The following is a 23,693-nucleotide window of genomic DNA, read 5'->3' on the forward strand; positions in this document are numbered from 1 at the left end:
ATCAGAAACGGGAGCCGAAGTTGACACGGAAGAGCTCCTTCTCGTCGTAATCTTCCTTGATCACCGGGAACCCGATATCAAGACGGATCAGACCAAAAGGCGACTTCCAGGAAACACCTGTGCCGATCGAAACGCGCAGGCCATTGGTATCGCGCACATCCGGGCCACTCTCGGCAGAATGCCATGCCGAGCCGGCATCGGTGAACAAGCGCCCCTTGATGCCGAAGTCGTTGGGCAAGCCAAGGGGGAATGTGAGTTCGGCGGTGCCGACATAATAATACTGCGCGCCGATCGCCTTGTTGTTCACAGTTTCGCGCGGGCCGACGCCACCAGTTGCAAAACCACGGAATGAATCGCCGCCGATGAAATAGCGGTTGGGTAGACGCAAGCGCTGGCCGAAGGCGTGGATCTGCCCAGTTTCACCAGAAAGCGCAAATACTACATCATCAGTGATGCCGAAATAATGACCCGCCTGAAGAGTATTGCGGAAGAACCGCTCGGAACCGCCCAAGCCGGCAAGTTCCTGGCTCAACTTGATGATGTAGCCAGCAGTCGGCTCAATCTTATCGTCGCGGCGATCATAGACCAACGCATTGCCAATCGACGAAGTGGTGTAGCTGCCTGCTTCATCCTTGATGAAACGCGACTGACCGGGATCCACGTCGTCGATCTCGTCGAGACGCAGGCGGTAGAATACCTGATCATCCAGATATTCCGTGATCGGGAAGCCGGCACGCACCGTGCCGCTGGTAGTGGTCTGGGTGAAGCCGCTGCGGCGCACGAGATCGGTACGGCGGCGCAGCAGGTCGAAGCCGGCTGCCAATTCACGGTCAAGGAAATACGGCTCGGTGAAGCCGAGATCGACCTGCTGGCGACGGGTCGACAGACTGAAGCCAAGCCGGAGGTCCTGGCCGCGACCGAGCAGATTGCGTTCGCGGATCGAGACGTCGCCGATCACCGCTTCCGCCGTCGAGTAACCGATACCGAAGGACAATTCGCCGGTCGAACGTTCCTGCACCTCGGCGGTGAGGATGACCTTGTCCGGCGCACTGCCCTTGCTCTCGGAAATCTCTGCCTTGTCGAAGAAGTTCAGACCGCGCACACGGGTGCGGGTACGGCGCAGCTTGGCAGAGTTGAAGGCGTCGCCTTCCACCAGGCGGAACTCGCGGCGGATCACCTTGTCCAGCGTGCGCACATTGCCAACCACGTCGATGCGCTCGACATAGACACGCGGGCTTTCGCCGATCACGAAGGTGACGTCGATGCTGTGCTTGTCGCGGTTCTTCTGCACCTCGGGGCGCACATCGACGAAAGCATAGCCAAGACGGCCAAGCTCACTGGTCAGCGTCTGCACATTCTTTTCGACCAGATCGGCATTGTACCAGTCGCCGCTGGTCATCTCGATCAGCTTGCGCAGGCTTTGCGGATCGACATTCTTCAATTCGCTGGTCAGGTCGATCTTGCCGACCTTGTAACGATCGCCTTCATCCAGTGTGAAGGTGATGAAGAAGGTTTCGCGGTTCGGCGACAATTCCGCCACCGCGTTGGTCACGCGGAAATCGGCGAAGCCCTTGCTGAGATAATATTTGCGCAGCTTCTCGCGGTCGAAGGTAACACGGTCCGGATCGTAATTGTCGTCAGACGACAGGAAGCGCCACCAGACCGATTCCTTGGTCTGGATGGTTTCGCGCAGGCGGCCATCACCAAAGGCGCGGTTGCCGATGAAGCGGATACGGCTGACCGTGGTGACCGGGCCTTCGCTGATCTCGAACACCAGATCGACACGGTTCTGCGGCAGCTGGATCACCTTCGGCTCGACCGTGGCGGCGAAACGGCCGGAACGGCGATAGATCTGCTGGATCCGCTGGGTATCGTTCTGCACCTTGGTGCGGGTGTAGACTTGCCGCGCCTTGAGCGTAAGTTCCTTGGAGAGCTGGTCGTCGCTCATGCGACGGTTGCCCTCGAAAACCACGCGGTTGATCACCGGATTTTCGGTCACACGCACGATCAGCGTTGCGCCCTGCATGCGCAGGTTCACATCGGAGAACAGTCCGGTGGCGAACAACGCCTTCAGCGAACGGTCGGCCTGCTCTTCGGTAAAGGATTCGCCGGGCTGGGCGGTAAGATAGCTTTGGATCGTCGAAGGCTCGATACGCTGATTACCCTCGACCACCACATCGCGCATGATCAGCGACGGGGTCTGGATCGGACCGGCCAAGCTGCCGGGTCCCCCCTGGGGCGGACGCTGCTGCGCCTGGGCAATACCCGCAAAGCCGGCTACCGCCAGGGCGAGAACAACGGCGATTGCCGGCATAAGGCGCCCTTGGGCTGCCCTGCTTAGGCAATTCCTGGCCATGTTAACCCCCGCTTCCATCGCTCGCTCTGGCTGTTTCCACATACCCGTTTTCAGGAAAAAAGCCCAGCGATGAAATTAAAAACCGGCAGGCGATTCAAATCGTTCCAGGTGGCGAACAGGAACAGCGACAGGACCAGGGCGAAGCCGACCCGGAAACCGTATTCCTGCGCCCGTTCGCCCAGCGGGCGACCGCGCACGGCTTCCACGGCATAGAACAGCAGGTGGCCGCCATCGAGCATGGGCACTGGGAACAGGTTAATCAAACCGATGGCAACCGACAGCGTGGCCATCAGCGACACCAGGGCCAGCCAGCCGCTCTTGGCGATATCGCCAGACATCTTGGCAATACCGAGCGGGCCGGAGAGCTGGTCGCCCGATTCCTTGCCTTTGATGATGCGGCCAAGATAGGTGAAGGTGGTGCTGATTTCGGTGCCGATCTGGCGCACAGCCTGCACGATGGCCATGGCCGGGCCATGGCGGACGAATTCCATGGCGCCTGCCGACTGGATACCGACCTGGCCAAGCTTCTGGGTGCCGCCAAAGCCATCCGGCACATCGACACGGCGCGGCACCAAGGTCAGGGCAATTTCCGCACCATCGCGCAGCACGGCAAGACGGATCGGCGTTTCGGCCCGCAGCGCGACATAGGTACGCAGTTCTTCGAAACGCTGCACCGGGCTGCCATCGACGGTGACGATGCGGTCACCCGGCTTGAGGCCGCCAGCCTCCGCCGCGCTGCCAGCCACCACGCCGCCGATCACCGGCGGGGTGTAGGGCTGGCCGACCAAACTGAACAGGCCGGTATAGATCACGATGGCGAACAGGAAATTGGCTACCGGGCCGGCGGCAACAATTGCGGCGCGCTGCGGCAGGCGCTTGTGATGGAACGACACCGCGCGGTCGGCCGCGCTCATGCTGTCGACGGCAGCCTGATCAGTGCTGCTGGATGTGGCATCCGCATCGCCGAAGAATTTCACATAGCCGCCAAGCGGCACGGCAGCGAATTTCCAGCGGGTGCCATGGCGGTCATTCCAGCCGAACAATTCCGGGCCGAAGCCGATGGAGAAAACCTCCACCCGCACGCCGCAGCGCCGCGCCACCCAAAAATGGCCAAGCTCATGCACGAACACGATGATGGTCAGCACCACCACGAAGGGGATGATGTAGCCGGCCAGACCGAGAATGAAATCCATGCTGCCCTATGCCTTGCTCTAACCGGTGCCTTGCCCTGACTCACGCTTCGCCGCGTGGCCGCCGTGCCAGCTTATGCACATTGCCAACGCGGTCATCAGCCAGCGGGTCGATCACCTGGAGCGCGTAGCGCCGCGCCGACTGATCCGCATCCCGCACGGCATCCAGATCACCAAGCATCCGCCGGTTCACCCGTGCCAGCGTCTGCTCGACAATTCGCGCGATATCCAGGAAGCCGATCCTGCCGCTTAAAAACGCTTCCACTGCCACTTCGTTGGCAGCATTCAGGATAGTAGGCGCCGCCCCCCCGCTTTGCAAGGCCCGCCGGGCCAGATTGAGTGCCGGAAAGCGTGCGGAATCAGGCACTTCAAAGGTCAGCTTGGCGATTGCCGCAAGGTCCAGCCGGGCGGCTGGGGCGGCCATCCGCGAGGGCCAGGCAAGCGTGAAGGCGATGGGTGTGCGCATGTCCGGCGTGCCAAGCTGGGCCAGCACCGAGCCATCCATGTAGGCAACCAGGCTATGCACCACGGATTGCGGGTGGATCAGCACCTCGATCCGCTCCTCCGGCACCGGGAAAAGGTAGCTCGCCTCGATCAGCTCCAGCCCCTTGTTCATGAGAGTGGCGGAATCGACCGAAATCTTGGCTCCCATGCTCCAGATCGGATGGGCGATGGCCTGGGCCGGGGTGGCTTCCCGCATTTCCGCCAGGCTGAGGGTGCGGAACGGCCCGCCAGAAGCGGTCAGGATGATCCGGTCAACGCTTTCAGGGGCTTTAAAATCAAAGACTTGGAAGATGGCATTGTGCTCGGAATCAACCGGCAGGATGGTGGCTCCGCACCGCTGCGCCTCGGCCATCACCAACTCACCGGCACAGACCAGGGTTTCCTTGTTGGCCAGGGCCACCATGGCACCGCGGCGCACCGCCGCCAGCGTCGGCTCCAGGCCGGCAGCGCCGACAATCGCCGCCATCACCCAGTCAGCCGGCCGCATCGCCGCCTCGATCAGGGCCTCGCGGCCACCGGCCGCCTCGATGCCGCTGCCGGCCAGCCGGGCACGCAATTCCGGCAGCAGGGTCTCGTTGCCGATCACCGCCACCCGGGCATGCAGCAGCCGCGCCTGCTCGGCCAGCAGCGCCACATTGCCATTCGCCGTCAGGGCCTCGACCGTGAAACGGTCGGGCTCGCGCTGCAGCAGATCGACCGTGGAACAGCCAATCGAGCCGGTCGAGCCGAGCACCGTGACCCGCTTTGCCCCTGTCACAGCCAAGTTCCTTGCGTCATGACCAGACTCCCCGGCCCCAGATCAGCATGCCGAGCGCCACGAAAGGAGCCGCGAACAACACGCCGTCCAGGCGATCCAGCGCCCCGCCATGTCCCGGTATCAGCCCGCCGCTGTCCTTCACGCCGAAACGGCGCTTGATGCCGGACTCGAAGAAATCTCCGGCCTGCGCCACCACCGCCACCAATGCTGCGAAAACGCCAAGCGCCTGCATGGGCAGGCGCGCATCGAGGCTGGCAATGCCATAGCCGGCCAGGCCGGCGCAGAGCATGCCGCCGAGCAGGCCGGCCCAAGTCTTGTTCGGGCTGACCGAGGGAATCAGTTTCGGTCCGCCGATGATGCGGCCAAAGGCATAAGCACCGGTATCCGTGGCCCAGACCACGCCCAGCACCCAGAACACGATCAGGCGGCCATGATCGGGCATGTCGCGCAGCCAGATCAGGCTGAGACAAGGCAATCCGACATAGAGCATGCCGCCCAAGGCCCAGGAGCGCCGCGCCGGCAAGGCCCAGATATAAGCCATGGCAGCCACCAGCAGGACGGTGAAGGAAGCCAGCCGCTGGTCCACACGCATCAGGGCGATGGCCGCCACCAGGCCCAGGCCGCCGAGTGCCAGGGCACGCGGGTCGACCGCAGCAAAACCAGGACCATCAGGCAGGCGCTGCCATTCACGCAGCATCAGCACAGCAGCCAGCGCCACCAGGCCAGCGAATATCCATTTGCCGAACCACAAGGCCGCCAGGGCCAGAGGCAGCATGACGGCGGCAGAGAGGATGCGCTTGGCCAAGGCACTACCGCCCGGGGCACCCACCGCCCCTTGGCTGGCCCCAGGGCCCGCGGAGGGCGGCATTTCAGCCATCGCTGCCGCCAAAACGGCGCTCGCGGCCATGGAACTCGACAATCGCTGCTTTCAGGTCCTCGGCGCCAAAATCCGGCCACAGCTTTTCGACGAATACGATTTCGCTGTAAGCGGCCTGCCAGATCAGGAAATTGCTCAGGCGCTGCTCGCCGCTGGTGCGGATCACCAGATCGGGATCCGGGATGCCGGCAGTGTAGAGATGCCGCTCGATCAACGTGCGGTCGATCTGCTCCGGCTTGAGCTGGCCGGCCGCAACAGCTTCGGCAATGCGCCGCGTCGCCATCACGATCTCATCCTGGCCGCCGTAGGACAGTGCCAGCACCAGGGTCAGGCGCTGGTTGCCGGCGGTGCGCGCCTCCGCTTCCTCGATCATCGGCACGATATCGACAGCCAGCCGGGAGCGGTCGCCGATCATGCGGATGCGCACGCCGTTACGGTGCAGTTCATCCAGCTCGCGGCGGATGAACAGCCGCAGCAGGTCCATCAGGCCGGCAACTTCCGCCGCCGGACGCTTCCAGTTCTCGGTCGAGAAGGCATAGAGCGTCAGATACTCGATGCCGAAATCGCGGCTGGCGCGCACGATATCGCGCACGGTATCAACGCCCTGGCGATGCCCGAGATTGCGCGGCAAGCTGCGCGCCTTGGCCCAGCGGCCATTGCCATCCATGATGATGGCGACATGTCGCGGCGGCGGATTGCCGCTGCCATGCGCCGCTAGCGACGCGGTATCCTGGGCGGCTAGAGCCATGATCAGACCTGCATGATCTCCTTGGACTTGCCGGCCAGCATCTCATCGATCTTCTTGGTGGCTTCGTCGGTCAGGCGCTGGATTTCTTCCTGCCACATCTTGGCGTCGTCCTCGCCGATCTCGTGGTCCTTTTCCAGCTTCTTCAGGCTGTCCATGCCGTCGCGGCGCACACCACGCACCGCCACCTTGGCCTGTTCGGCATACTGGCCGGCAACCTTGCTCAGCTCCTTGCGGCGCTGCTCATTCAGTTCCGGGATCGGGATGCGGATCAGGGTGCCATCGGCCTGCGGGTTCAGACCCAGGCCGGAAGCGGCAATAGCCTTCTCCACGGCCTTGACGTTCGACTTGTCCCAGACCGAAACGCTGATCATGCGCGGCTCCGGCACGCTGATGGTGCCGACCTGGTTGATCGGCATCGTGCTGCCATAGACATCCACTCGCACGGGGTCGAGCATGCTGATCGAAGCACGGCCGGTGCGCAGACCGGCATATTCCTGCTTCAGCACGTCAATCGCCTTGTTCATGCGCCGCTCGATATCGTCGATATCCGGTTCGGCCATGGCTCCCTCTCCTGTAATCCTGATGTGTCTGTTCGTTAACCCGGGTGGCCTACTCGCCCTCGACCACGGTGCAGCGGCCCTCGCCCGTCAGCACTTTGGCGAAGCCACCCGGTTCGTGCAAGGAGAAGACCAGGATGGGAATCTTGTTCTCGCGCGCCACGCTGATGGCGGCGGCGTCCATCACTTTGAGGTCCTTGGCCAGCACATCATGGTAGCTGACCCGCTCATAGCGCGTGGCGGCGGGATTCTTCTTCGGGTCGTCGGTATAGACGCCATCCACCTGGGTACCCTTGAGCAGGGCATCGCAGCCCATCTCGGCGGCGCGCAGGGCGGCGGCGGTATCGGTGGTGAAAAACGGATTGCCAGTGCCGGCGGCGAAGATCACCACCCTGCCCTTTTCCAGATGGCGGATGGCACGGCGGCGGATATAGGGCTCGCAGACAGTATCCATCCGGATAGCCGACTGCACCCGTGTGTCGACATTATGGCGCTCAAGCGCATGCTGCACCGCGAGCGCATTAATCGTGGTGGCGAGCATGCCCATATAGTCGGCGGAAGCGCGCTGCATGCCCTGGGTGGCACCGGCGACACCGCGGAAGATGTTGCCGCCGCCAATCACCAGGCAGACTTCGGCGCCGAGCGACTGCACCGACTTCACTTCCTTGGCGATGCGGTCAACGGTTTCGAAATCGATGCCATAGGGTGTCGGCCCCATCAGCGCCTCGCCGGAACATTTCAGCAGGACGCGACGGTATTTGAAGCTGGCGCTCATGGATGCCTCGGCTTGTGGCCCGGACGGGGCCGGCGCGGAAAACGGGGTCGATTCCCGGCCCCCAACCTTATACGAACAAGGCCCGCGCTCCAATCCGGGCCCAGGCAGGTTCCTGGGCTGGACCGGGACGCGGGCCCTGTAAACGGGACCGGACGGCTGGCTTAGCCGGCCATCTTGGCGACTTCGGCGGCGAAATCGTCCGCCTTCTTCTCGATACCCTCGCCGAGCTGGAAGCGGGTGAAGGCAACCAGTTCGATCGGCGCGCCGGCTTCCTTGGCAGCCTTCTCGATGGCCTTGCCCACCTGGGTCTCGCCGTCGATCACGAAGGTCTGCTCCAGCAGCACCACTTCCTGGTAGAACTTGCGGATGCGGCCTTCGACCATCTTGGCGATGATGTCAGCTGGCTTGCCCGAGGCGGCAGCCTGGTCGGACAGCACGGTGCGCTCACGCTCGACAGCGGCCGGGTCAAGCTCCTTGACCGACAGAGACTGCGGGTTGGCGGCGGCGATATGCATGGCCAGCTGCTTGCCGATACCCTCAAGCGCCTCGCGCTTGGCGGTCGACTTCAGGGCCACCAGCACGCCGAGCTTGCCGATGCCGTCACCCAGCGCCGAGTGGACGTAGCCGATCACGGCGCCGCTCTCGACGGTCAGGCGGTTGACGCGGCGCAGCGTCATGTTTTCGCCAATGGTGGCGATGGCATTGGTGATTTCGTCCTTGACGTTGCGGCCCGAGCCCGGGAAGGCAGCGGCTTCAACGGCAGCCAGATCACCACCAGCCGACAGCGCCACATTGGCGATGCCCGAGGCCAGCACCTGGAACTGCGGGTTGCGGGCAACGAAGTCGGTCTCGGCATTCAGCTCGATCACGGCGCCGCTGTTGTCCTTGATCGCCAGCGCGACCAAGCCTTCGGCGGCAACGCGGCCGGCCTTCTTGGCGGCAGCCGAGAGGCCCTTCTTGCGCAGCCAATCCACGGCGGCATCGACGTCGCCAGCATTCTCGGCCAGCGCCTTCTTGCAATCCATCATGCCCGCGCCAGTCTTTTCGCGCAGGTCCTTCACCAGGGCCGCAGTGATCTCAGCCATGTTGTCCTCTCAGGGTGGAAAGATGAAGGCGGCACCCCCATGGGTGCCGCCTGAACTCATAAAAACAGGCCTGAAATCAGGCCTGTTGCAATCAAGCCTGGGCAGCCACTTCGGCGCCAGCAGCTTCGGCGACGATTTCCGGCACCACTTCGCTCGGCAGATCTTCGGATTCGCCGAGATCGGCGCCGCTGGCGGCGAGATGCTCTTCGATGCCGCCGACGATGGCGAGCGAGAAGAGATCGCAATACAGGTTGATGGCGCGCAGCGCGTCGTCATTGCCCGGCACCGGGAAGGTGATGCCCGACGGATCGGAGTTGCTGTCGAGCACGGCCACCACCGGGATGCCCAGCGTGCGGGCTTCGGCAATCGCGATGTCTTCCTTCACGGTGTCGATCACGATCATGACCGCCGGAAGGCCGCCCATGTCCTTGATGCCGCCCAGCGCACGGGTAAGCTTCTCGCGCTCGCGGGTCAGGTTCAGGGTTTCCTTCTTGGTCAGACCCTGCACGCCGCCGTTGTCATTGGAGAGCAGCTCTTCCAATTCCTTGAGGCGCTTGATCGACTGCGAAATGGTCTTCCAGTTGGTCAGCATGCCGCCGAGCCAACGATGGTTGACGTAGTACTGGCCGCACTTGGCGGCAGCTTCGGCCACGGCATCGGAAGCCTGGCGCTTGGTGCCGACGAACAGCACCTTGCCGCCGCCGGCGACGATGTCGCGAACGGCATGCAGCGCGCGGTGCAGCAAGGGCACGGACTGCTGCAGGTCGATGATATGGATGTTGTTACGGGCGCCGAAGAGATACGGCTTCATCTTCGGATTCCAGCGGTGAGTCTGGTGGCCGAAGTGAACGCCAGCTTCAATGAGCTGACGCATCGTGAACGTCGGGACGGTCATCGTTTCTAGATCCTTTTCCGGTTGGTCCGCCACAGGCGCCGTCTGCAACCCGCCCCTGGGGGCGGACAGACACCGGAACGCTTTACTCGGGATGTCTCCCCGGAAAAGCGCAAGCCTGTGTGTGGGGTTTACTGAACGCCGGGCTTTTAGCCGTTTCCGCCCCCCGGCGCAAGGGGCTGCGTTGATATGCCTGGGCACACCCACAGGATTAGCGGGATAATTTTCTATACAACCGGGATTTTCGGAACCGTCTCGGGCATACTCCGGCCATGAATCTGCAAAAGTTGAAACCCGATACCCTGGATGCCCTGCTGCTCGCCCATGAGCGTTTCTCAAAGGGCCAGCGTGGCGGTAACCGATTGAATTTGCAGTTCTATGATGCCGCCGGATTGAATTTCGCCAACCGCGACCTGCGTCAGGCCAATATGGTCGGTGGCAGTTTCCGAGGGTCCATTTTCCGCTTCGCCAAGCTGGGCACGGCCAATTTCTACGGTGCCGACCTGGAAGGCGCCGACCTTTCTTCCACCGACCTCACCCGCGCCGACCTGCGTGGCGCCAAGCTGCGCGGCGCGAATCTGGAATTCGCCGACCTGACCGGCGCCGATATCCGCGATGGCCGCCTGCTGCGCCCGGATGCCGATGGCAACCTGGTGGCCGTCACTTCCGGCGGTGCGGTCATCGAAAAGGCCCATATGAGCCATGCCAAGCTGATTGGCGCCAAGCTTGGCCGCGCCTTCAGCCAGCATGCCGATCTCAGCCACGCCAACCTGGCCAATGCCAAGCTGGTGGATGCCGACCTGTCGAACTGCGACCTGCGCGGCACGATCTTCGTTGGCGCCGACCTGACCAACACCAACATGAGCAATTGCAAGCTTTCCGGCGCGGTACTGGCTGGCGCGATGCTGAACGGCACGATCTTCGAGAATGCCGATCTGGCCGGCGCCTTCTTCCGCAGCAATGACATGCGCGACGCCCGCACCAAGGGCGCCATGCTGCCGCGCTCCCTGGAAAGCCTGGACAAGCCGCTGCAAGCGATCCTGCGCGAACACCATAGCTGGACCGAAAGCATGGGGCAGAAGGGCAAGCGGGCGGATTTCAGCCGGGTCGATATTTCCGGTGCCAAACTGCACCGGCTGGAACTTTCCGCCGCCCTGTTCGTGCAGAGCACCATGGTGGAAACCGACCTGAGCTTCTCGCTGCTGTCGATGACCGATTTCACCGATGCCATGCTGCTGAATGCCAATATGGCCAGCGCCGACCTGCGCGGTTCCAAATTCTCCGGTGCCAACATGATCGGCGCCAACATGAAACAGGCCAAGATGGGCGCCATGCCGATCAGCAGCCTGCAAAGCAAGAAGTGGTTCACCAGCCTGGAGAATGCCAACCTGAGCCAGGCCAATCTTTCAGGTTGTGACCTGAGCGGCGCCAACCTGACCTATTCCATCCTGATGCATGCCGACCTGCGGGATGCCAATCTGAGCGGGGCAGACCTGTCCGGGGCCGACCTGACCGGTGCCGACCTGCGGGATGCCATCCTGACCGGGGCCGACCTAAAGTCTGCCATCGGGGTCAACTTGTCCTGAGGCGGGCGCCAAGCTAGGCTCTGGCCATGGATAATACCGTCAAGGTCATCGCCCAGTTCGAAATCGACGAGATGTTCGAAGCGCACTCCAACTATGTGAAGGGCGTGCGCGGCGGAAAACGGCTGGTGATGCATTTCCGCGATGCCTCGCGGCTGGATTTCAGCGGCAAGAACCTGGCCTCGGCGGATTTCGTCTCCAGCAAGATGGCCTATGCCGATTTCAGCCATTCGGTGATGACCTCGGCCTCCTTCTTCGCCGCCGACCTGCAAGGCGCCGACATGCGCCGCTGCGATCTGACCAAGGCCGATCTGCGCGGTGTCAACCTGCGCAACGCCAATCTGGAAGGCGCCAATCTCTCCGCGGCCGATATCCGCGACGGCGTGCTGCTGCGGCCGGATGAAGACGGCAACCTGATCGCCGTGCTGAAGCGTTCGGCCAGCATCGACAACGCCAAGATGGCCGGCGCCAATCTTTCCTCGGCCAAGCTCGGCAAGGTGGTGGGTCGCAATACCGACCTTACCAACGTCAATTTCACCAATGCCAAGCTGACCAATGCCGATCTCTCCGGCTCAAATCTTTCCGGCTGCCTGTTCGCCGGCGCCGACCTGACCGAAGCCAATCTTTCCAACTGCACCCTGCATGGTGCGGTGCTGGCCGGCGCGGTGCTGAACGAAACCAATTTCGAAGGCGCCGACCTGACGGCGAGCTATTTCCGCCCCATCGACCTGCGCGATGCCGATATCTCCAAGGCGATCATGCCGCGCAGCCTGGAGAGCCTGGATCGTTCGCTGCAATTCATCGTCAAGGAACATCTGACCTGGATCGACACCCTGGGCAAGCAGGGCATGCGGATCGATTTCAGCCGCTATGATCTCTCCGACCAGAAGCTCGCCAACATCAACTTCTCCGCCGGTGACTTCTCCTACGCCATCCTGCGCAACACCGATTTCTCCGGCTGCCGCTTCGTGCTCTCCGATCTGCGCGGCGCCATGATGCTGAACGCGAATTTCACCGGCGCGCAGATGCAGGGATCGAAATTCGACCGCGGCATCATGACCAATGCGGATTTCCGTGGTTCAAACCTCGCGCCGGTGATGATCAGTGGCGCCTTCCATCGCCGCCAGACCACCAGCCTGCAGGAATGTAACCTGACGCAGGCGAAGTTTCAGGGTGCGGACCTGGAAGGCGTGCTGTTCAACCGCTCGATCCTGACCATGGCGGATTTCCGCTCGGCCAATCTGAAGAATGCGTCCTTCCTGGATGCCGACCTGACCAATGCCGACTTCCGTGGCGCCAACCTGGATGGCGCCGACCTGCGCGGCGTCGTTGGCATGAAGGTTTAAGCCGCCGCTTCCGGCAGCACCTGCAGGCGCGGCACCGGCGACAGCAGGATCACCGCGAGCTGCACGCCGAAGCCCGCAGCCGCCAGCCACATCGCCGCTTCCAGGCCCCAGCCACCGCCTACCCAACCACCGATCAGCGCACCGATGGGCCGCATGCCCAGTGTCGCCACCTGCTGGATGGCACTGACGCGGCCGATCAGCCGCGCCGGCACCAGAGCCTGGCGCAGCGAGGTCTGGCCGATGGTCCACAGCATCGGGCCATAGCCGAAGGCAAAGAAGCCGGCACCCAGCAGCAAGGTTGCCATACTGCCTTCCGCCAGGCTGGCTGAAGCCACCAGCAAGGCCGCCAGGGCCGAGAGCGACGGACCGATCACGATCATCACCCCAAGCGGCAGCCGCGCCTGATAGAGCGGCAGGGTGACACTGGCGAGCAGCATACCGATGCCCTGCACGCCGAGCGCCAGGCCGATGCCCGCCGGACTGAGGCCAAGGCGCTGCGTGGCGAACAGCACGAACACCGCCATCAGCAGGAACCAGGAAAAATTCCACGCCATGGCGCAGCCGGCGATGGCACGCAGCAGCGGCTCGTGCCACACGATGCGGAAACCTTCCGCCAATGCCGGCCCCAGGGACTGGTTCTGGGACTGGCGTGGCTGTAGCGGCACCGGCCGCCTCATTTCAGGCGCCCGCAACAGCCAGGCGGCATAGGCCGAAGCCAGGGCCGAGACCGCCAGCGCGATGGCCGGCGAGGCCCAGCTTGCCACCAGGCCGGCAGCACCCGGCCCCAGAAAAACAGCCGCAGCGCGGGCGAATTCCAACCTGGCATTGGCCGCCGCCAGCCCCTCGCGCGCCACCAGAGCCGGCAGATAGGCCTGGGCGGCAACATTGAACACCACGCTGGCCGCTGCCAGCAGGAAACCGAGCAGGCCGAGGCTACCCAGCCCGAGCCAGCCGGTGAAAGCCAGTAAGGGCAGCAGCAACAGCAGCAGGGAACGGCCAGCCTCCGCGCCGGCCATGAGCCAGTGGCGCGGGAAACGGTCGGCCCAGAAACCGGCCAGCAGCGACAGCAGCAGATATGGCAGGGTCTGGGCGGCGCCGAGCGCACCCATTTCCTCAGGGCTGGCCCCCAGGCTCAGCACCGCCAGCAATGGCAGTGCGGCCAGGCTGAGCTGGTCGGCGCCATGGGCGGCGAGGTTGGCGAACCATAAGCGGTTGAAGGCTGATTTCGAGTCTGGGGTCATGGCTACGGGTCTACGCCAGTGGCCGGCCAACGGCTATCCGGCTCTTGCGAGCTTATTACCCTGTGATGAGGGTCACAGGGTATTTTCTGGACAACCATGTCCATGAATATTACATCTCCGCCATCCGCTCCCCCTGCCCCCGGTAATCCCATGCGCAAGAAGATCGTGCTGACCCTGTTCCTCGCCGCCCTGCTGGGTGGTGGCGGCTATTTCGGCTGGGGCTGGTGGAGCCATGGCCGCTTCATCGAAAGCACCGACAACGCCTATCTCGGCGCCGATATTACCGTGGTCGCCGCCAAGGTGAGCGGCTACATCCAGAAAATGGAAGTGGCCGAGAACCAGCAGGTGAAGGCCGGCGAGGTGCTGTTCCGTATCGACGATACCGACTTCCGCGCCAAGGCGGCGCAGGCCGAGGCCGTGGTGGCGACCAAGCGCGCCGCGCTGGAGATCATCGACCGCCAGCTAGGCAGCCAGCAGGCTTCCATCGCCGAGGCCGAAGCGCAGTTGCGCTCCAGCCGCGCCGACCAGCAGCGCACCGACGATGACTTGAAGCGCTACAATGCTCTCGCCAGCGGGCAATTTGTTTCCGGTCAGAAGCTGGAAGCCGCCCTGAGCGACCAGCGCAAGGCCAAGGCCGCCACCGACCGCGCCGAAGCCGGCCGCGTGCTGCAACAGAGCCAGGTGGCGGTGCTGCGCGCCAACCGCGAACAGGCCGTGGCGATGATTGCCCAGGCCGAGGCCGAACTCGCCATCGCGCGGCTTGATGTAGACAATGCCGTGGTGCGCGCCGCCGTCGATGGCGTGGTCGGCAACCGCACCGCCCAGGTCGGCCAGTATGTGCGGCCCGGTATCCAGCTCATGGTGATCGTGCCGACCGACAAGGTTTATGTGGTGGCGAATTTCAAGGAGACGCAGCTTAAGGGCCTCAAGCCCGGCCAAAGCGCCATGATCAAGGTGGATGCCTACCCTGACCAGATGCTGAAGGCGCGCATCGACAGCCTGGCCCCGGCCAGCGGCGCCAAGTTCAGCCTGCTGCCGCCCGACAACGCCACCGGCAATTTCACCAAGATCGTGCAGCGCGTGCCGGTGAAGCTGACCCTCGACAACGCCGCCGCCCTGCCCTTCCTGGTGCCCGGCATGTCGGTGCTGGTCGAGATCGATCGGCGCGGCTAGGAAAGCGAAGCCGCGCCATGGCCGCCGCCGCAGAAGCCATCATCCTGCCGGAGCAAATGCCGAGCGCCGGTGTGCGCATCGGCTATTTCGCCATGGTGCTGGGCATGTTCATGGCGATCCTGGACATCCAGATCGTCTCGTCATCTTTAAGTGAAATCCAGGCCGGTCTGGCTGCCTCGGCCGACGAGATAAGCTGGGTGCAGACCTCCTACCTGATCGCCGAAGTGATCATGATCCCGTTCTCGGGCTATCTGTCGCGGCTGCTCTCGACCCGTGTGCTGTTCGTCGCCTCCGCCGCCAGCTTCACGATTGCCTCCATCGGCTGCGCCTTTGCCAACAGCCTGGAATCAATGATCGTGATGCGCGCGCTGCAGGGCTTCCTCGGCGGCGCCATGATCCCCACGGTGTTCGCCACCGTCTATCTGATCTTTCCGCGTTCGCGCATGGCCAGCGCCACGGTGGTGATCGGCCTGGTTGCCACCCTGGCGCCCACCATCGGCCCGACGCTGGGCGGCTACCTCACTCAGCTCATGTCGTGGCACTGGCTGTTCCTGATCAATGTGGTGCCGGGCGTGATCGTCTGCCTGCTGGTCTGGAGCTTCATGGATATCGACAAGCCGGATTTCAGCCTGCTGGAAGGCTTCGACTATCTCGGCCTCGCCGCCATGGCGCTGTTTCTCGGCAGCCTGGAATATGTGATCGAGGAAGGCCCGCGCCATGACTGGCTGGCCGACGAGACGATCCGCAATTTCGCCATTGCCTGCGCCATCGGCGGCGTGATGTTCTTCTGGCGCACCCTGACGCATGAGAATCCCGTCGTCGATCTCAAGGCGTTCCGCAACCGCAATTTCGCCACCGGCTGCCTGTTCAGCCTTACCATCGGCGTCGGCCTCTATGGCCTGGTCTACCTGATGCCGCTGTATCTGGCGCGCGTGCGCGGCCTCAACAGCCTGCAGATCGGCGAGATCATGTTCGTTACCGGTCTGGTGCAGTTCATGGCCGCGCCCATTGCCGGCATGATGGCGCGCAAGGTTGATCCGCGCCCGGTGCTGGCTTTCGGCTTCACCCTGCTCGGCCTCTCCACCTGGACCATGGCGCACCTCACCGCCGACTGGCAGTTCAATGAAATGCTGGTGCCGCAGATCCTGCGCGGCGCGGCGCTGATGTTCTGCATCGTGCCGATCAACGTCCTCTCGCTCGGCACCCTGCCGCCCGAGGAAGTGAAGAATGCCAGTGGGCTTTATAACCTCACTCGCAATCTCGGCGGCGCCTTCGGCCTCGCCGGCATCAACACGGTGATGATCGACCGCACTGCCTTGCACTGGAACCGGCTGGTGGAGGCGGTCAATCCGGGGCGCTGGGAAATCCAGGAATACATCGACAATATGGGCGTGAAACTGGCACAGCCGCTGCAAAGCGACGACACCATACTCGCCGCCAAGCTGCTGGGCAGCAAGGTAAGCCAGCAGGCCTATGTCATGGCCTTCGGCGATTGCTTTCTGCTGCTTACCCTGCTGTTTGGCGCTGCCGCGCTGGCCGTGGCTTTCGCCAAGCGTCCGATCCTCGTCGGCTCGGGTGGAGGTGGGCATTGATGACCGCCGTAAAGCCCACGAATACCAAACCAAGGCGCGGCCGTCCCGCTGACCCGGCCAAGCGCCAGGCAATCCTGGAAACCGCGCGGCGGCTGTTCCTGGAACATGGCTACGGCATCGGGCTGGAGACGATAGCAGCGGAGGCCGGAGTCTCGCGCCAGACCATCTACAATCTATTTGAAGGCAAGGACGATCTCTTTGCCGCCATCGTGCAGGCGACAGCGGAAACAATTGTCGCGCCGCTGGCCGATATCGCACCAGGCAGCGGGCCGCGCGAGGTGCTGCAATTGCTCGGTAAAAGTTACCTGCGGGTGCTGACCACGGAACGCTCGACCGGATTCCAGCGCCTGCTGATCAACTCGGCGCCGCAATTCCCCAGTATCGGCCCGACCTTCTATGCCAATGGCCCGGGCAATGGCCTCAGCCGCCTCTCCGACTATCTCAGCCGCGAGGCCAAGGCCGGGCGGCTCAGCATCCCGGATACAAGGCTCGCCGCCGAACAGTTCTTCGGCATGCTGATCGGCCACAACACCATCCGCCGCCTGCTCAAGATCGAGCCCGGCGGAATGGTAGAGGCCGAGATCGAGCGGCGCGTGAGCAGCGCCGTGCGCGTCTTCCTGGCGGCTTATTCCGCCCCAACTGCCTAATCAGCCAGGGACTTGGAAGCGATCTCGTAGGTTTCGCGCGACAGGCCCGGTTGCGCCAGCACGCGCGCCAGTTCCGCCTTCATCTTCGCCTGCCGTCGAGCATCAAAGCGGCGCCAGCGGCCCAATGGCGACAAGAGCCGCGCCGCCACCTGCGGATTGAGCTTGTCCAGTTCCAGCATGCGGTCGGCATGGAAGGCATAGCCCGAGCCATCGGCGGCATGATAGCGCAGCGCATTGGCGGTGAAGCTGCCAACCAATGCCCGCACCTTGTTCGGCTTGGTCATCGAGAAAGCCGGATGCTTGAGCAAGCCCTGCACCTGCGTCAGCGTATCGGGCAAGGCCGAGATGGCCTGCAGCGAAAGCCACTTGTCGAGCACCAGCGCATCATCCTTGTAGCGGTCATGGAACGCCGCCAGGGCCTGCATGCGCTCCGGCACATCCAGGTCGATCAGGATGCGCAACGCCGCCATGCGGTCCGTCATGTTATCCGCCGCAGCAAACTGATCGCTGACCAGCTTGAGGATCGCCTTATCCTCGGCGGCGAATTCTCCGAGATAGCCGAGCGCACCATTCTTCAGGCTGCGCTTGCCGGCCGCAGCGGCATCGGGGCTGTAGGCACCTTTAATGCTGTTCGCCTGGTACAGTTTCAGCAGCAGCTCACGATGCGCGCCGGCGATCTCGCGCCGCAGTGCCTTGCGCGCGGCATAGATTGCTTCCACATCCACCACCGCCATCTGATCGGCGATATAATCTTCCGACGGCAGCACGATGGCCTCGGCGGCAAAGGCCGGTTCCAACGCCTCATCGCGCAGAATCTGGCCGATGGCATCGGTGAAAGCCGGATCATAGGCAGCGGCAGGATCGGTCACCCGGCGCAGCAGCAATTCAGTGGCATATTGCTGCCCGGCTTCCCAGCGCGCGAAGGCATCGCTGTCATGCGCCATCAGGAAGGCACGCTCGGCGCCGCTTTTCTCGTTCTTGATCAGCACCGGCGCCGAGAAACCGCGATTGAGTGACAAAGCCTGCGGTGCCGCCACATTCTTGAAGCGGAATGTCTGCTGCCCAGCACGGATATTCAGCACGCCATCGGGCAGCGGCGCCGCTTCACCTTCCAGGGTCAGCGGCATGTCGCGGCCCTGGGCATCGAGCAGGCCGAGCTTGAGCGGCATATGCATCGCCTGCTTCACCGGCTGGCCCGGCGTCGGCGGGCAGGATTGCGCCACGCTGAGTTCATAAACGCCGCTGGCCGCATCATAGCGCCCGGCAATCTCCAGGTTCGGCGTGCCGGCCTGGGCATACCAGAGCTTGAACTGCGCCACGTCAAAGTTGTTTGCATCCGCCATCGCCGCGACAAACTGGTCACAGGTCGCCGCCTCGCCATCATGGCGCTCGACATAGAGCTTCATGCCCCGCATGAACCCGGCCTCGCCGAGCAGCGTGTGAAGCATGCGGATGACCTCGGCGCCCTTCTCGTAAACCGTCGCGGTGTAGAAATTGTCGATGGCGATATAGGCATCGGGGCGGATCGGATGCGCCAGCGGCCCGGCATCCTCGGGGAATTGCCGCGCCCGCAGCGCCCGCACTTCCTGGATGCGCGCGACAGGCCGCGAGCGCATGTCGGAGGAAAACTCCTGGTCGCGGAAAACCGTAAGGCCTTCCTTCAGGCTCAACTGGAACCAGTCGCGGCAGGTGATGCGGTTGCCGGTCCAATTGTGGAAATACTCATGCGCCACCACCGCCTCGATGCCGGCATAATCGGCATCCGTCGCCGTATCCGGCTCGGCCAGGATATAGCGGTCATTGAATACATTGAGGCTCTTGTTCTCCATCGCCCCCATGTTGAAATCGCTGACGGCGACGATGTTGAACAGGTCGAGATCGTATTCCAGGCCGAAACGGGTTTCATCCCAGCGCATGGAACGCTTCAGCGCATCCATGGCATAGGCCGAACGCGGCGCCTTGCCATGTTCGGTGAAGATGCGCAGGGCGACACGGCGGCCCGATTGCGTGACGAACTCATCCTCGTTGCAGGCAAGATCGCCAGCCACCAGGGCGAAAAGATAGCAGGGCTTTTTATGCGGATCGTGCCATACGGCGTAATGCCGGCCATCCGGCAACTCGCCCTGCCCGACCAGATTGCCGTTGGATAGCAGCACCGGGCAGGACTGCTTCTCACCACGGATGGTGACGCGATAGATCGACATCACATCAGGCCGGTCGAGGAAATAGGTGATGCGGCGGAAGCCCTGCGCTTCGCATTGCGTGCAGTAATTGCCGCTGGATTGATACAGCCCGGTCAGCTGCGTATTGCCCGCCGGATCAATCTCGGTGTCGATTTCCAGCGTGAATTTGGCCGGCGTCCTGTGGATCGTCAGCGTATGCGGCGTGACGGCATACTCATCAGTGGCAAGCGCACGGCCATCGATCGCCAGCCCCAGCAACTTCAGCGCCTCGCCATCCAGTACCAGCGGCCGGCCCGGCTGCACTGCTTCAACGCCGAGCCTAGCCTTCACCTTCGTGGCATGCGGCAACAGATCGAATTCGAGCTCCACCGTCTCGATGCGGTAATCCGGCGCCCGGTAATCCTCCCGGCGGATGGCTTGCGGCTGCTGTGTCTCAGCTAAACGGGCGTCCATGGCTTGAACCTTATATGTCGTAGACTTCCAGCACGCCGGGAAGCACGCGGATCTGGCCGCGTAGCTGCGGGTTCACGGCGAAGGTGGCAGGCAGTTTCAAATCGGCGTCGATCAGTTCGTCGGTAACAAGCTGCATGCCGAGGCGCACTTCGCCGCGCCCCCTGCCCGCTTTGCTGAGCAATTCCTGGATGCGCGGAATCGGCTTCTCGTTCTCGATCACGATGCGGATACCGGCGGCGGCACGCGCCGCCACATCGTCGAGCAGTTCCACCTTCTGAGCCGTGAAGCGGGCCTGCTCACCTTCGATGCGGGCATTGACGGTCCAGACCAGATTGCGGCCCGGCTCCAGCCATTCGCGGTGTGCGGCAAGGATTTCCGAGAATACCATGATCTCGAACATGCCGGTGGCATCCGAGCAACCGACGAAGGCAAACCGTTTGCCCTTCTGCGAGGTGCGCTCCTGGCGCGACACGACCGTGCCCGCAATCTTGAATACCTGCTCGCCGCTATGCAGCAGTTTCATCATCTCGGCATGGCGCTTGGCGCCGACGCGGTTCAGCGTCGCCTGGTAGGCATCGAGCGGATGCGCCGAAAGATAGAAGCCGATGGCCTCGAATTCCTTGGCCAGCTGATCCATGGGATTCCATGGTTCGACATCGGCCAGTTTGGGCTCGCGTTCCTGTGCCGGGCCGCCGCCGCCAAACATCGACACCTGGCTGCTGCCGCGTTCTTCCGCCTTCACCTGGGCATGGCGGATCAGGGTTTCCAGGCCGGCCATGGTCCTGGCGCGGTTCTTTTCCAGCCCGTCGAAAGCGCCGGCCTTGGCAAGATTTTCCAGCATGCGCTTGTTCAGCGCCGTGGGATCGACACGGCTGGCCATGTCGAACAAGCCCTTGAACGGCCCGCCGCTCTTGCGCGCCGCCACCACCTGCGCCATCGCGGCGGCGCCGACATTGCGCACGGCGGCGAGCGCATAGCGGATAGCGCCTTTGCCGTCTGCCAGCTGCTCCACGCCAAATTCAACGTCCGAGCGGTTGATATCCGGCGGCAGCAAGGCAATACCCTGGCGCGAACATTCCTGGCGAAACACATTCAGCTTATCGGTATTGGAGATATCGAGCGTCATCGACGCGGCGAGGAATTCGACCGGGTAATTCGCCTTGAGATACGCGGTATGCCACGCGACCAGGGCATAGGCGGCGGCATGGCTCTTGTTGAAACCATAGCCGGCGAATTTTTCCACACGCTCGAAGATTTCAGCGGCCAGCCCAGGATCGACGCCATTCTTCTTGGCGCCCTCTGCAAAACGCTCCTTCTGCGCGTCCATCTCGGCCTTGATCTTCTTGCCCATGGCGCGGCGCAACAGGTCGGCATCGCCAAGCGAATAGCCGGACAGGATCTTGGCAATCTCCATCACCTGTTCCTGGTAGATGATGACGCCGTAGGTCTCCTCCAGCACTGGCTTCAGCTTGTCGTGCATGTAATCGGGCTTTTCCTGCCCATGCTTGCGGCGGATGTAGCTCGGGATATTTTCCATCGGGCCGGGGCGGTAGAGCGCCACCAGCGCGATCAGGTCCTCGAAGGCGTCCGGCTTCATGCCGCGCAGCATGTCGCGCATGCCGCTGCCTTCAAACTGGAACACACCAACCGCATCGCCGCGCCCGAGTAGGTCGAAGGTCGGTTGATCACTCAAGGGAATGGTAGCCAGGCTGATATCGACGCCGCGCTTGCGGATCAGCTCGATGGCTTTCTCCAGCACGTCCAGCGTCTTGAGGCCGAGGAAGTCGAATTTCACCAGGCCGGCGGCCTCGGCGTATTTCATCGAGAATTGCGTCGCCGGCATGCTGGCATTGGGATCGCGGTAGAGCGGCACCAGTTCCACCAGCGGGCGGTCGCCGATCACCACGCCGGCGGCATGGGTGGAAGCGTTGCGGTATAGCCCTTCCAGCTTCAGCGCCACGTTGATCATGCGCGCCACCGCCTCGTCGCGATCACGCTCCTCGCGCAGGCGCGGCTCCAGATCGATGGCCTGTTCCAGCGTCACCGGGTTGGCCGGATTGTTCGGCACCAGCTTGCAGATGCGGTCCACCTGGCCCAGTGGCAATTGCAGCACGCGGCCAACGTCGCGGAGCGCGGCACGGGCCTGCAGCTTACCGAAGGTGATGATCTGGGCCACGTTGCTGGCGCCGTACTTACCCTGCACATAGCGGATCACTTCGTCGCGCCGCTCCTGGCAGAAGTCGATGTCGAAGTCAGGCATCGACACGCGTTCCGGGTTCAGGAAGCGTTCAAACAGCAGGCCGAAGCGCAGCGGATCGAGATCGGTGATGGTCAGCGCCCAGGCGACCACCGAACCGGCGCCGGAGCCACGGCCCGGCCCCACGGCAACGCCATTGCGCTTCGACCACTGAATGAAATCGGCCACGATCAGGAAGTAGCCCGGGAATTTCATGTTGATGATGGTTTCGCACTCGAAATCGAGGCGGTCCCAATAAGGCTTGGCGGCATCGCCGCTGACGCCGATCTCGACCAGGCGCTTTTCCAGCCCCTCCTTGGCCATGCGGCGCAGCGTATCGGCCTCGCTCTCGCCGGTGCCATCGCCGAAATTCGGCAGGATCGGTGCCCGTTCATCGGCCTTCACGGCGCAGCGCCGCGCGATCACCAGGGTATTGTCGATGGCCTCGGGCAGGTCAGCGAACAGCACCCGCATCTCCTCGGCGGATTTGAAGCGGTGTTCGGGCGTGACGCGGCGGCGATTGGTCTGGCTGATATAGGCGCCTTCCGCGATGCAGAGCAGCGCATCATGGGCGGCATACATGCCTTCATCGGTGAAGTAGCAATCGTTGGTCGCCACCAGCGGGATGTTCAGTTCATAGGCCAGTTCCAGCAGGCCCGGTTCGGCGCGGGCTTCCGCTGCCCAGCCATGGCGCTGCAATTCGACATAGAGCCGGCCGCCGAAAATCTGCTGTAGCCGCAGCAGCGCCGCCCTGCCCGGCTCGGCCTGGCCTTCCGCCAGGGGCCGCGCCACCGGGCCATCGATGCCCCCGGAGAGGCAGATCAGGCCGCCATTCCAGGCTTCCAGGTCTTCCCAGGCAACCTGCGGCGCCTCGCCCTGGGGCACTTCCAGATAGGCCTTGGTGGAAAGCTGCATCAGATGGGCATAGCCCTCGGCATTTTGAGCCAGCAGCACGACGCGGTCCGGGTCGGGCTTCTTGAGCGATTTGCCGAAGCCGCCGGCCTGCTGGTCCAGCCGCGTGACATTGAGCTGGCAGCCGACAATAGGCTGCACGCCCTTGCCGGCCAGCGCCTTGGAGCCTTCCAGGGCGCCGAACAGGTTGTTGGTATCGGTGATCGCCACGGCCGGCATGCGATGGCGCAGGCAAAGATCGGCCAGCTTTTCCACCCGGATCGCCCCTTCGGTGAGCGAATAGGCGGTGTGGACACGGAGATGGACAAAATCGGCGTGGGCCATGGCAGCGTGCGACTCCCGTTCTGCCCGGATACGATACGGCGCCTAGGCGCGTGAAGCCAGAACGGCACCGGGGTGAATCCCAGATGCGACGGGGCATTGAGCGAACAATCCACAAGATTTTGTGCTTGCGCCCGCGTTCTGTGGCCACCGAGTCGGGGCCGATTCGGAACAGGCGCGGACGACTCCCATATCTAGGCGAACGAAGCAGAAAACCATTCTACTCTTTGGGCTTTGGCCGGTCCGGTGTAGTCTCCCCGCCCTT

General features: G+C 63.3%; 17 protein-coding genes. 5 read left to right on the forward strand and 12 right to left on the reverse strand.

Features of this window, described 5'->3' with window-relative positions:
- Window position 1: 1 nt before the first annotated feature.
- From bamA to rpsB, 9 genes are all read right to left on the reverse strand, one after another.
- Window positions 2-2,314 (reverse strand): outer membrane protein assembly factor BamA, encoded by a 2,313-nt coding sequence (bamA, locus tag ACQY7X_RS19395; protein ID WP_428247053.1) that lies wholly within the window; start codon window positions 2,312-2,314, stop codon window positions 2-4.
- Between the two features lie 92 nt (window positions 2,315-2,406).
- A complete protein-coding gene (rseP, locus tag ACQY7X_RS19400) occupies window positions 2,407-3,549 on the reverse strand; it encodes an RIP metalloprotease RseP (RefSeq protein WP_428247054.1) in 1,143 nt (380 codons plus the stop codon).
- A gap of 40 nt (window positions 3,550-3,589) precedes the next feature.
- A complete protein-coding gene (locus ACQY7X_RS19405) occupies window positions 3,590-4,807 on the reverse strand; it encodes a 1-deoxy-D-xylulose-5-phosphate reductoisomerase (RefSeq protein WP_428247055.1) in 1,218 nt (405 codons plus the stop codon).
- Between the two features lie 16 nt (window positions 4,808-4,823).
- Window positions 4,824-5,612, reverse strand: coding sequence for a phosphatidate cytidylyltransferase (locus ACQY7X_RS19410; protein WP_428247056.1), 789 nt, complete (start codon window positions 5,610-5,612; stop codon window positions 4,824-4,826).
- A gap of 64 nt (window positions 5,613-5,676) precedes the next feature.
- Window positions 5,677-6,432 carry an isoprenyl transferase gene (locus ACQY7X_RS19415; RefSeq protein WP_428247057.1) on the reverse strand — a complete coding sequence of 252 codons (756 nt, stop codon included), beginning with the start codon at window positions 6,430-6,432 and terminating at the stop codon, window positions 5,677-5,679.
- Window positions 6,433-6,434: 2 nt separating this feature from the next.
- Window positions 6,435-6,992: a ribosome recycling factor gene (gene frr, locus ACQY7X_RS19420; protein ID WP_428247058.1), complete on the reverse strand. Its 558-nt coding sequence runs from the start codon at window positions 6,990-6,992 to the stop codon at window positions 6,435-6,437.
- Between the two features lie 49 nt (window positions 6,993-7,041).
- Window positions 7,042-7,764 (reverse strand): UMP kinase, encoded by a 723-nt coding sequence (pyrH, locus tag ACQY7X_RS19425; protein WP_428247059.1) that lies wholly within the window; start codon window positions 7,762-7,764, stop codon window positions 7,042-7,044.
- Window positions 7,765-7,925: 161 nt separating this feature from the next.
- Entirely contained in the window at window positions 7,926-8,849 is a 924-nt protein-coding gene (gene tsf, locus ACQY7X_RS19430) for a translation elongation factor Ts (RefSeq protein WP_428247060.1), read from the reverse strand.
- A 91-nt stretch (window positions 8,850-8,940) separates the two neighbouring features.
- Complete coding sequence (gene rpsB, locus ACQY7X_RS19435) at window positions 8,941-9,744, reverse strand: 30S ribosomal protein S2 (protein WP_428247061.1); 804 nt, start codon at window positions 9,742-9,744, stop codon at window positions 8,941-8,943.
- Between the two features lie 269 nt (window positions 9,745-10,013).
- On the opposite strand from rpsB, the gene ACQY7X_RS19440 reads away from it, so the two are divergent.
- Both ACQY7X_RS19440 and ACQY7X_RS19445 read left to right on the forward strand, forming a co-directional pair.
- A complete protein-coding gene (locus ACQY7X_RS19440) occupies window positions 10,014-11,327 on the forward strand; it encodes a pentapeptide repeat-containing protein (RefSeq protein ID WP_428247062.1) in 1,314 nt (437 codons plus the stop codon).
- A 26-nt stretch (window positions 11,328-11,353) separates the two neighbouring features.
- Complete coding sequence (locus tag ACQY7X_RS19445; RefSeq protein WP_428247063.1) at window positions 11,354-12,670, forward strand: pentapeptide repeat-containing protein; 1,317 nt, start codon at window positions 11,354-11,356, stop codon at window positions 12,668-12,670.
- Here ACQY7X_RS19445 and ACQY7X_RS19450 read toward each other — a convergent pair.
- The gene (locus tag ACQY7X_RS19450; RefSeq protein ID WP_428247064.1) at window positions 12,667-13,911 is read right to left on the reverse strand and encodes an MFS transporter; all 1,245 of its coding nucleotides are present in this window, start codon (window positions 13,909-13,911) and stop codon (window positions 12,667-12,669) included. The two genes, ACQY7X_RS19445 and ACQY7X_RS19450, sit on opposite strands and share 4 nt — an antisense overlap.
- A gap of 150 nt (window positions 13,912-14,061) precedes the next feature.
- Here ACQY7X_RS19450 and ACQY7X_RS19455 point away from each other — a divergent pair, with 150 nt between their 5' ends.
- Genes ACQY7X_RS19455 through ACQY7X_RS19465 form a run of 3 tightly spaced genes read left to right on the forward strand, consistent with a single transcriptional unit; the run spans window position 14,062 to window position 17,323 of the window.
- Window positions 14,062-15,084, forward strand: coding sequence for an HlyD family secretion protein (locus tag ACQY7X_RS19455; RefSeq protein WP_428247065.1), 1,023 nt, complete (start codon window positions 14,062-14,064; stop codon window positions 15,082-15,084).
- Window positions 15,085-15,101: 17 nt separating this feature from the next.
- Window positions 15,102-16,676, forward strand: coding sequence for a DHA2 family efflux MFS transporter permease subunit (locus ACQY7X_RS19460; protein WP_428247066.1), 1,575 nt, complete (start codon window positions 15,102-15,104; stop codon window positions 16,674-16,676).
- Complete coding sequence (locus ACQY7X_RS19465; protein ID WP_428247067.1) at window positions 16,676-17,323, forward strand: TetR/AcrR family transcriptional regulator; 648 nt, start codon at window positions 16,676-16,678, stop codon at window positions 17,321-17,323. Before ACQY7X_RS19460 ends, ACQY7X_RS19465 begins: the two co-directional genes overlap by 1 nt.
- Here the strand turns inward: ACQY7X_RS19465 and pepN are convergent.
- Both pepN and dnaE read right to left on the reverse strand, forming a co-directional pair.
- Window positions 17,320-19,959: an aminopeptidase N gene (pepN, locus tag ACQY7X_RS19470; RefSeq protein ID WP_428247068.1), complete on the reverse strand. Its 2,640-nt coding sequence runs from the start codon at window positions 19,957-19,959 to the stop codon at window positions 17,320-17,322. The two genes, ACQY7X_RS19465 and pepN, sit on opposite strands and share 4 nt — an antisense overlap.
- Window positions 19,960-19,969: 10 nt before the next feature.
- Entirely contained in the window at window positions 19,970-23,431 is a 3,462-nt protein-coding gene (gene dnaE, locus ACQY7X_RS19475) for a DNA polymerase III subunit alpha (protein ID WP_428247069.1), read from the reverse strand.
- Window positions 23,432-23,693: the final 262 nt, after the last annotated feature.

It is taken from the genome of Ferrovibrio sp. (assembly GCF_965278975.1).
GTDB lineage: Bacteria > Pseudomonadota > Alphaproteobacteria > Ferrovibrionales > Ferrovibrionaceae > Ferrovibrio.

Coding starts and splice junctions, on each gene's coding strand:
- bamA (WP_428247053.1), bottom strand. CDS start 2,314: ATGCCGGCAATCGCCGTTGTTCTCGCCCTGGCGGTAGCCGGCTTTGCG.
- rseP (WP_428247054.1), bottom strand. CDS start 3,549: ATGGATTTCATTCTCGGTCTGGCCGGCTACATCATCCCCTTCGTGGTG.
- ACQY7X_RS19415 (WP_428247057.1), bottom strand. CDS start 6,432: ATGGCTCTAGCCGCCCAGGATACCGCGTCGCTAGCGGCGCATGGCAGC.
- frr (WP_428247058.1), bottom strand. CDS start 6,992: ATGGCCGAACCGGATATCGACGATATCGAGCGGCGCATGAACAAGGCG.
- pyrH (WP_428247059.1), bottom strand. CDS start 7,764: ATGAGCGCCAGCTTCAAATACCGTCGCGTCCTGCTGAAATGTTCCGGC.
- tsf (WP_428247060.1), bottom strand. CDS start 8,849: ATGGCTGAGATCACTGCGGCCCTGGTGAAGGACCTGCGCGAAAAGACT.
- rpsB (WP_428247061.1), bottom strand. CDS start 9,744: ATGACCGTCCCGACGTTCACGATGCGTCAGCTCATTGAAGCTGGCGTT.
- ACQY7X_RS19440 (WP_428247062.1), top strand. CDS start 10,014: ATGAATCTGCAAAAGTTGAAACCCGATACCCTGGATGCCCTGCTGCTC.
- ACQY7X_RS19445 (WP_428247063.1), top strand. CDS start 11,354: ATGGATAATACCGTCAAGGTCATCGCCCAGTTCGAAATCGACGAGATG.
- ACQY7X_RS19450 (WP_428247064.1), bottom strand. CDS start 13,911: ATGACCCCAGACTCGAAATCAGCCTTCAACCGCTTATGGTTCGCCAAC.
- ACQY7X_RS19455 (WP_428247065.1), top strand. CDS start 14,062: ATGCGCAAGAAGATCGTGCTGACCCTGTTCCTCGCCGCCCTGCTGGGT.
- ACQY7X_RS19460 (WP_428247066.1), top strand. CDS start 15,102: ATGGCCGCCGCCGCAGAAGCCATCATCCTGCCGGAGCAAATGCCGAGC.
- ACQY7X_RS19465 (WP_428247067.1), top strand. CDS start 16,676: ATGACCGCCGTAAAGCCCACGAATACCAAACCAAGGCGCGGCCGTCCC.
- pepN (WP_428247068.1), bottom strand. CDS start 19,959: ATGGACGCCCGTTTAGCTGAGACACAGCAGCCGCAAGCCATCCGCCGG.
- dnaE (WP_428247069.1), bottom strand. CDS start 23,431: ATGGCCCACGCCGATTTTGTCCATCTCCGTGTCCACACCGCCTATTCG.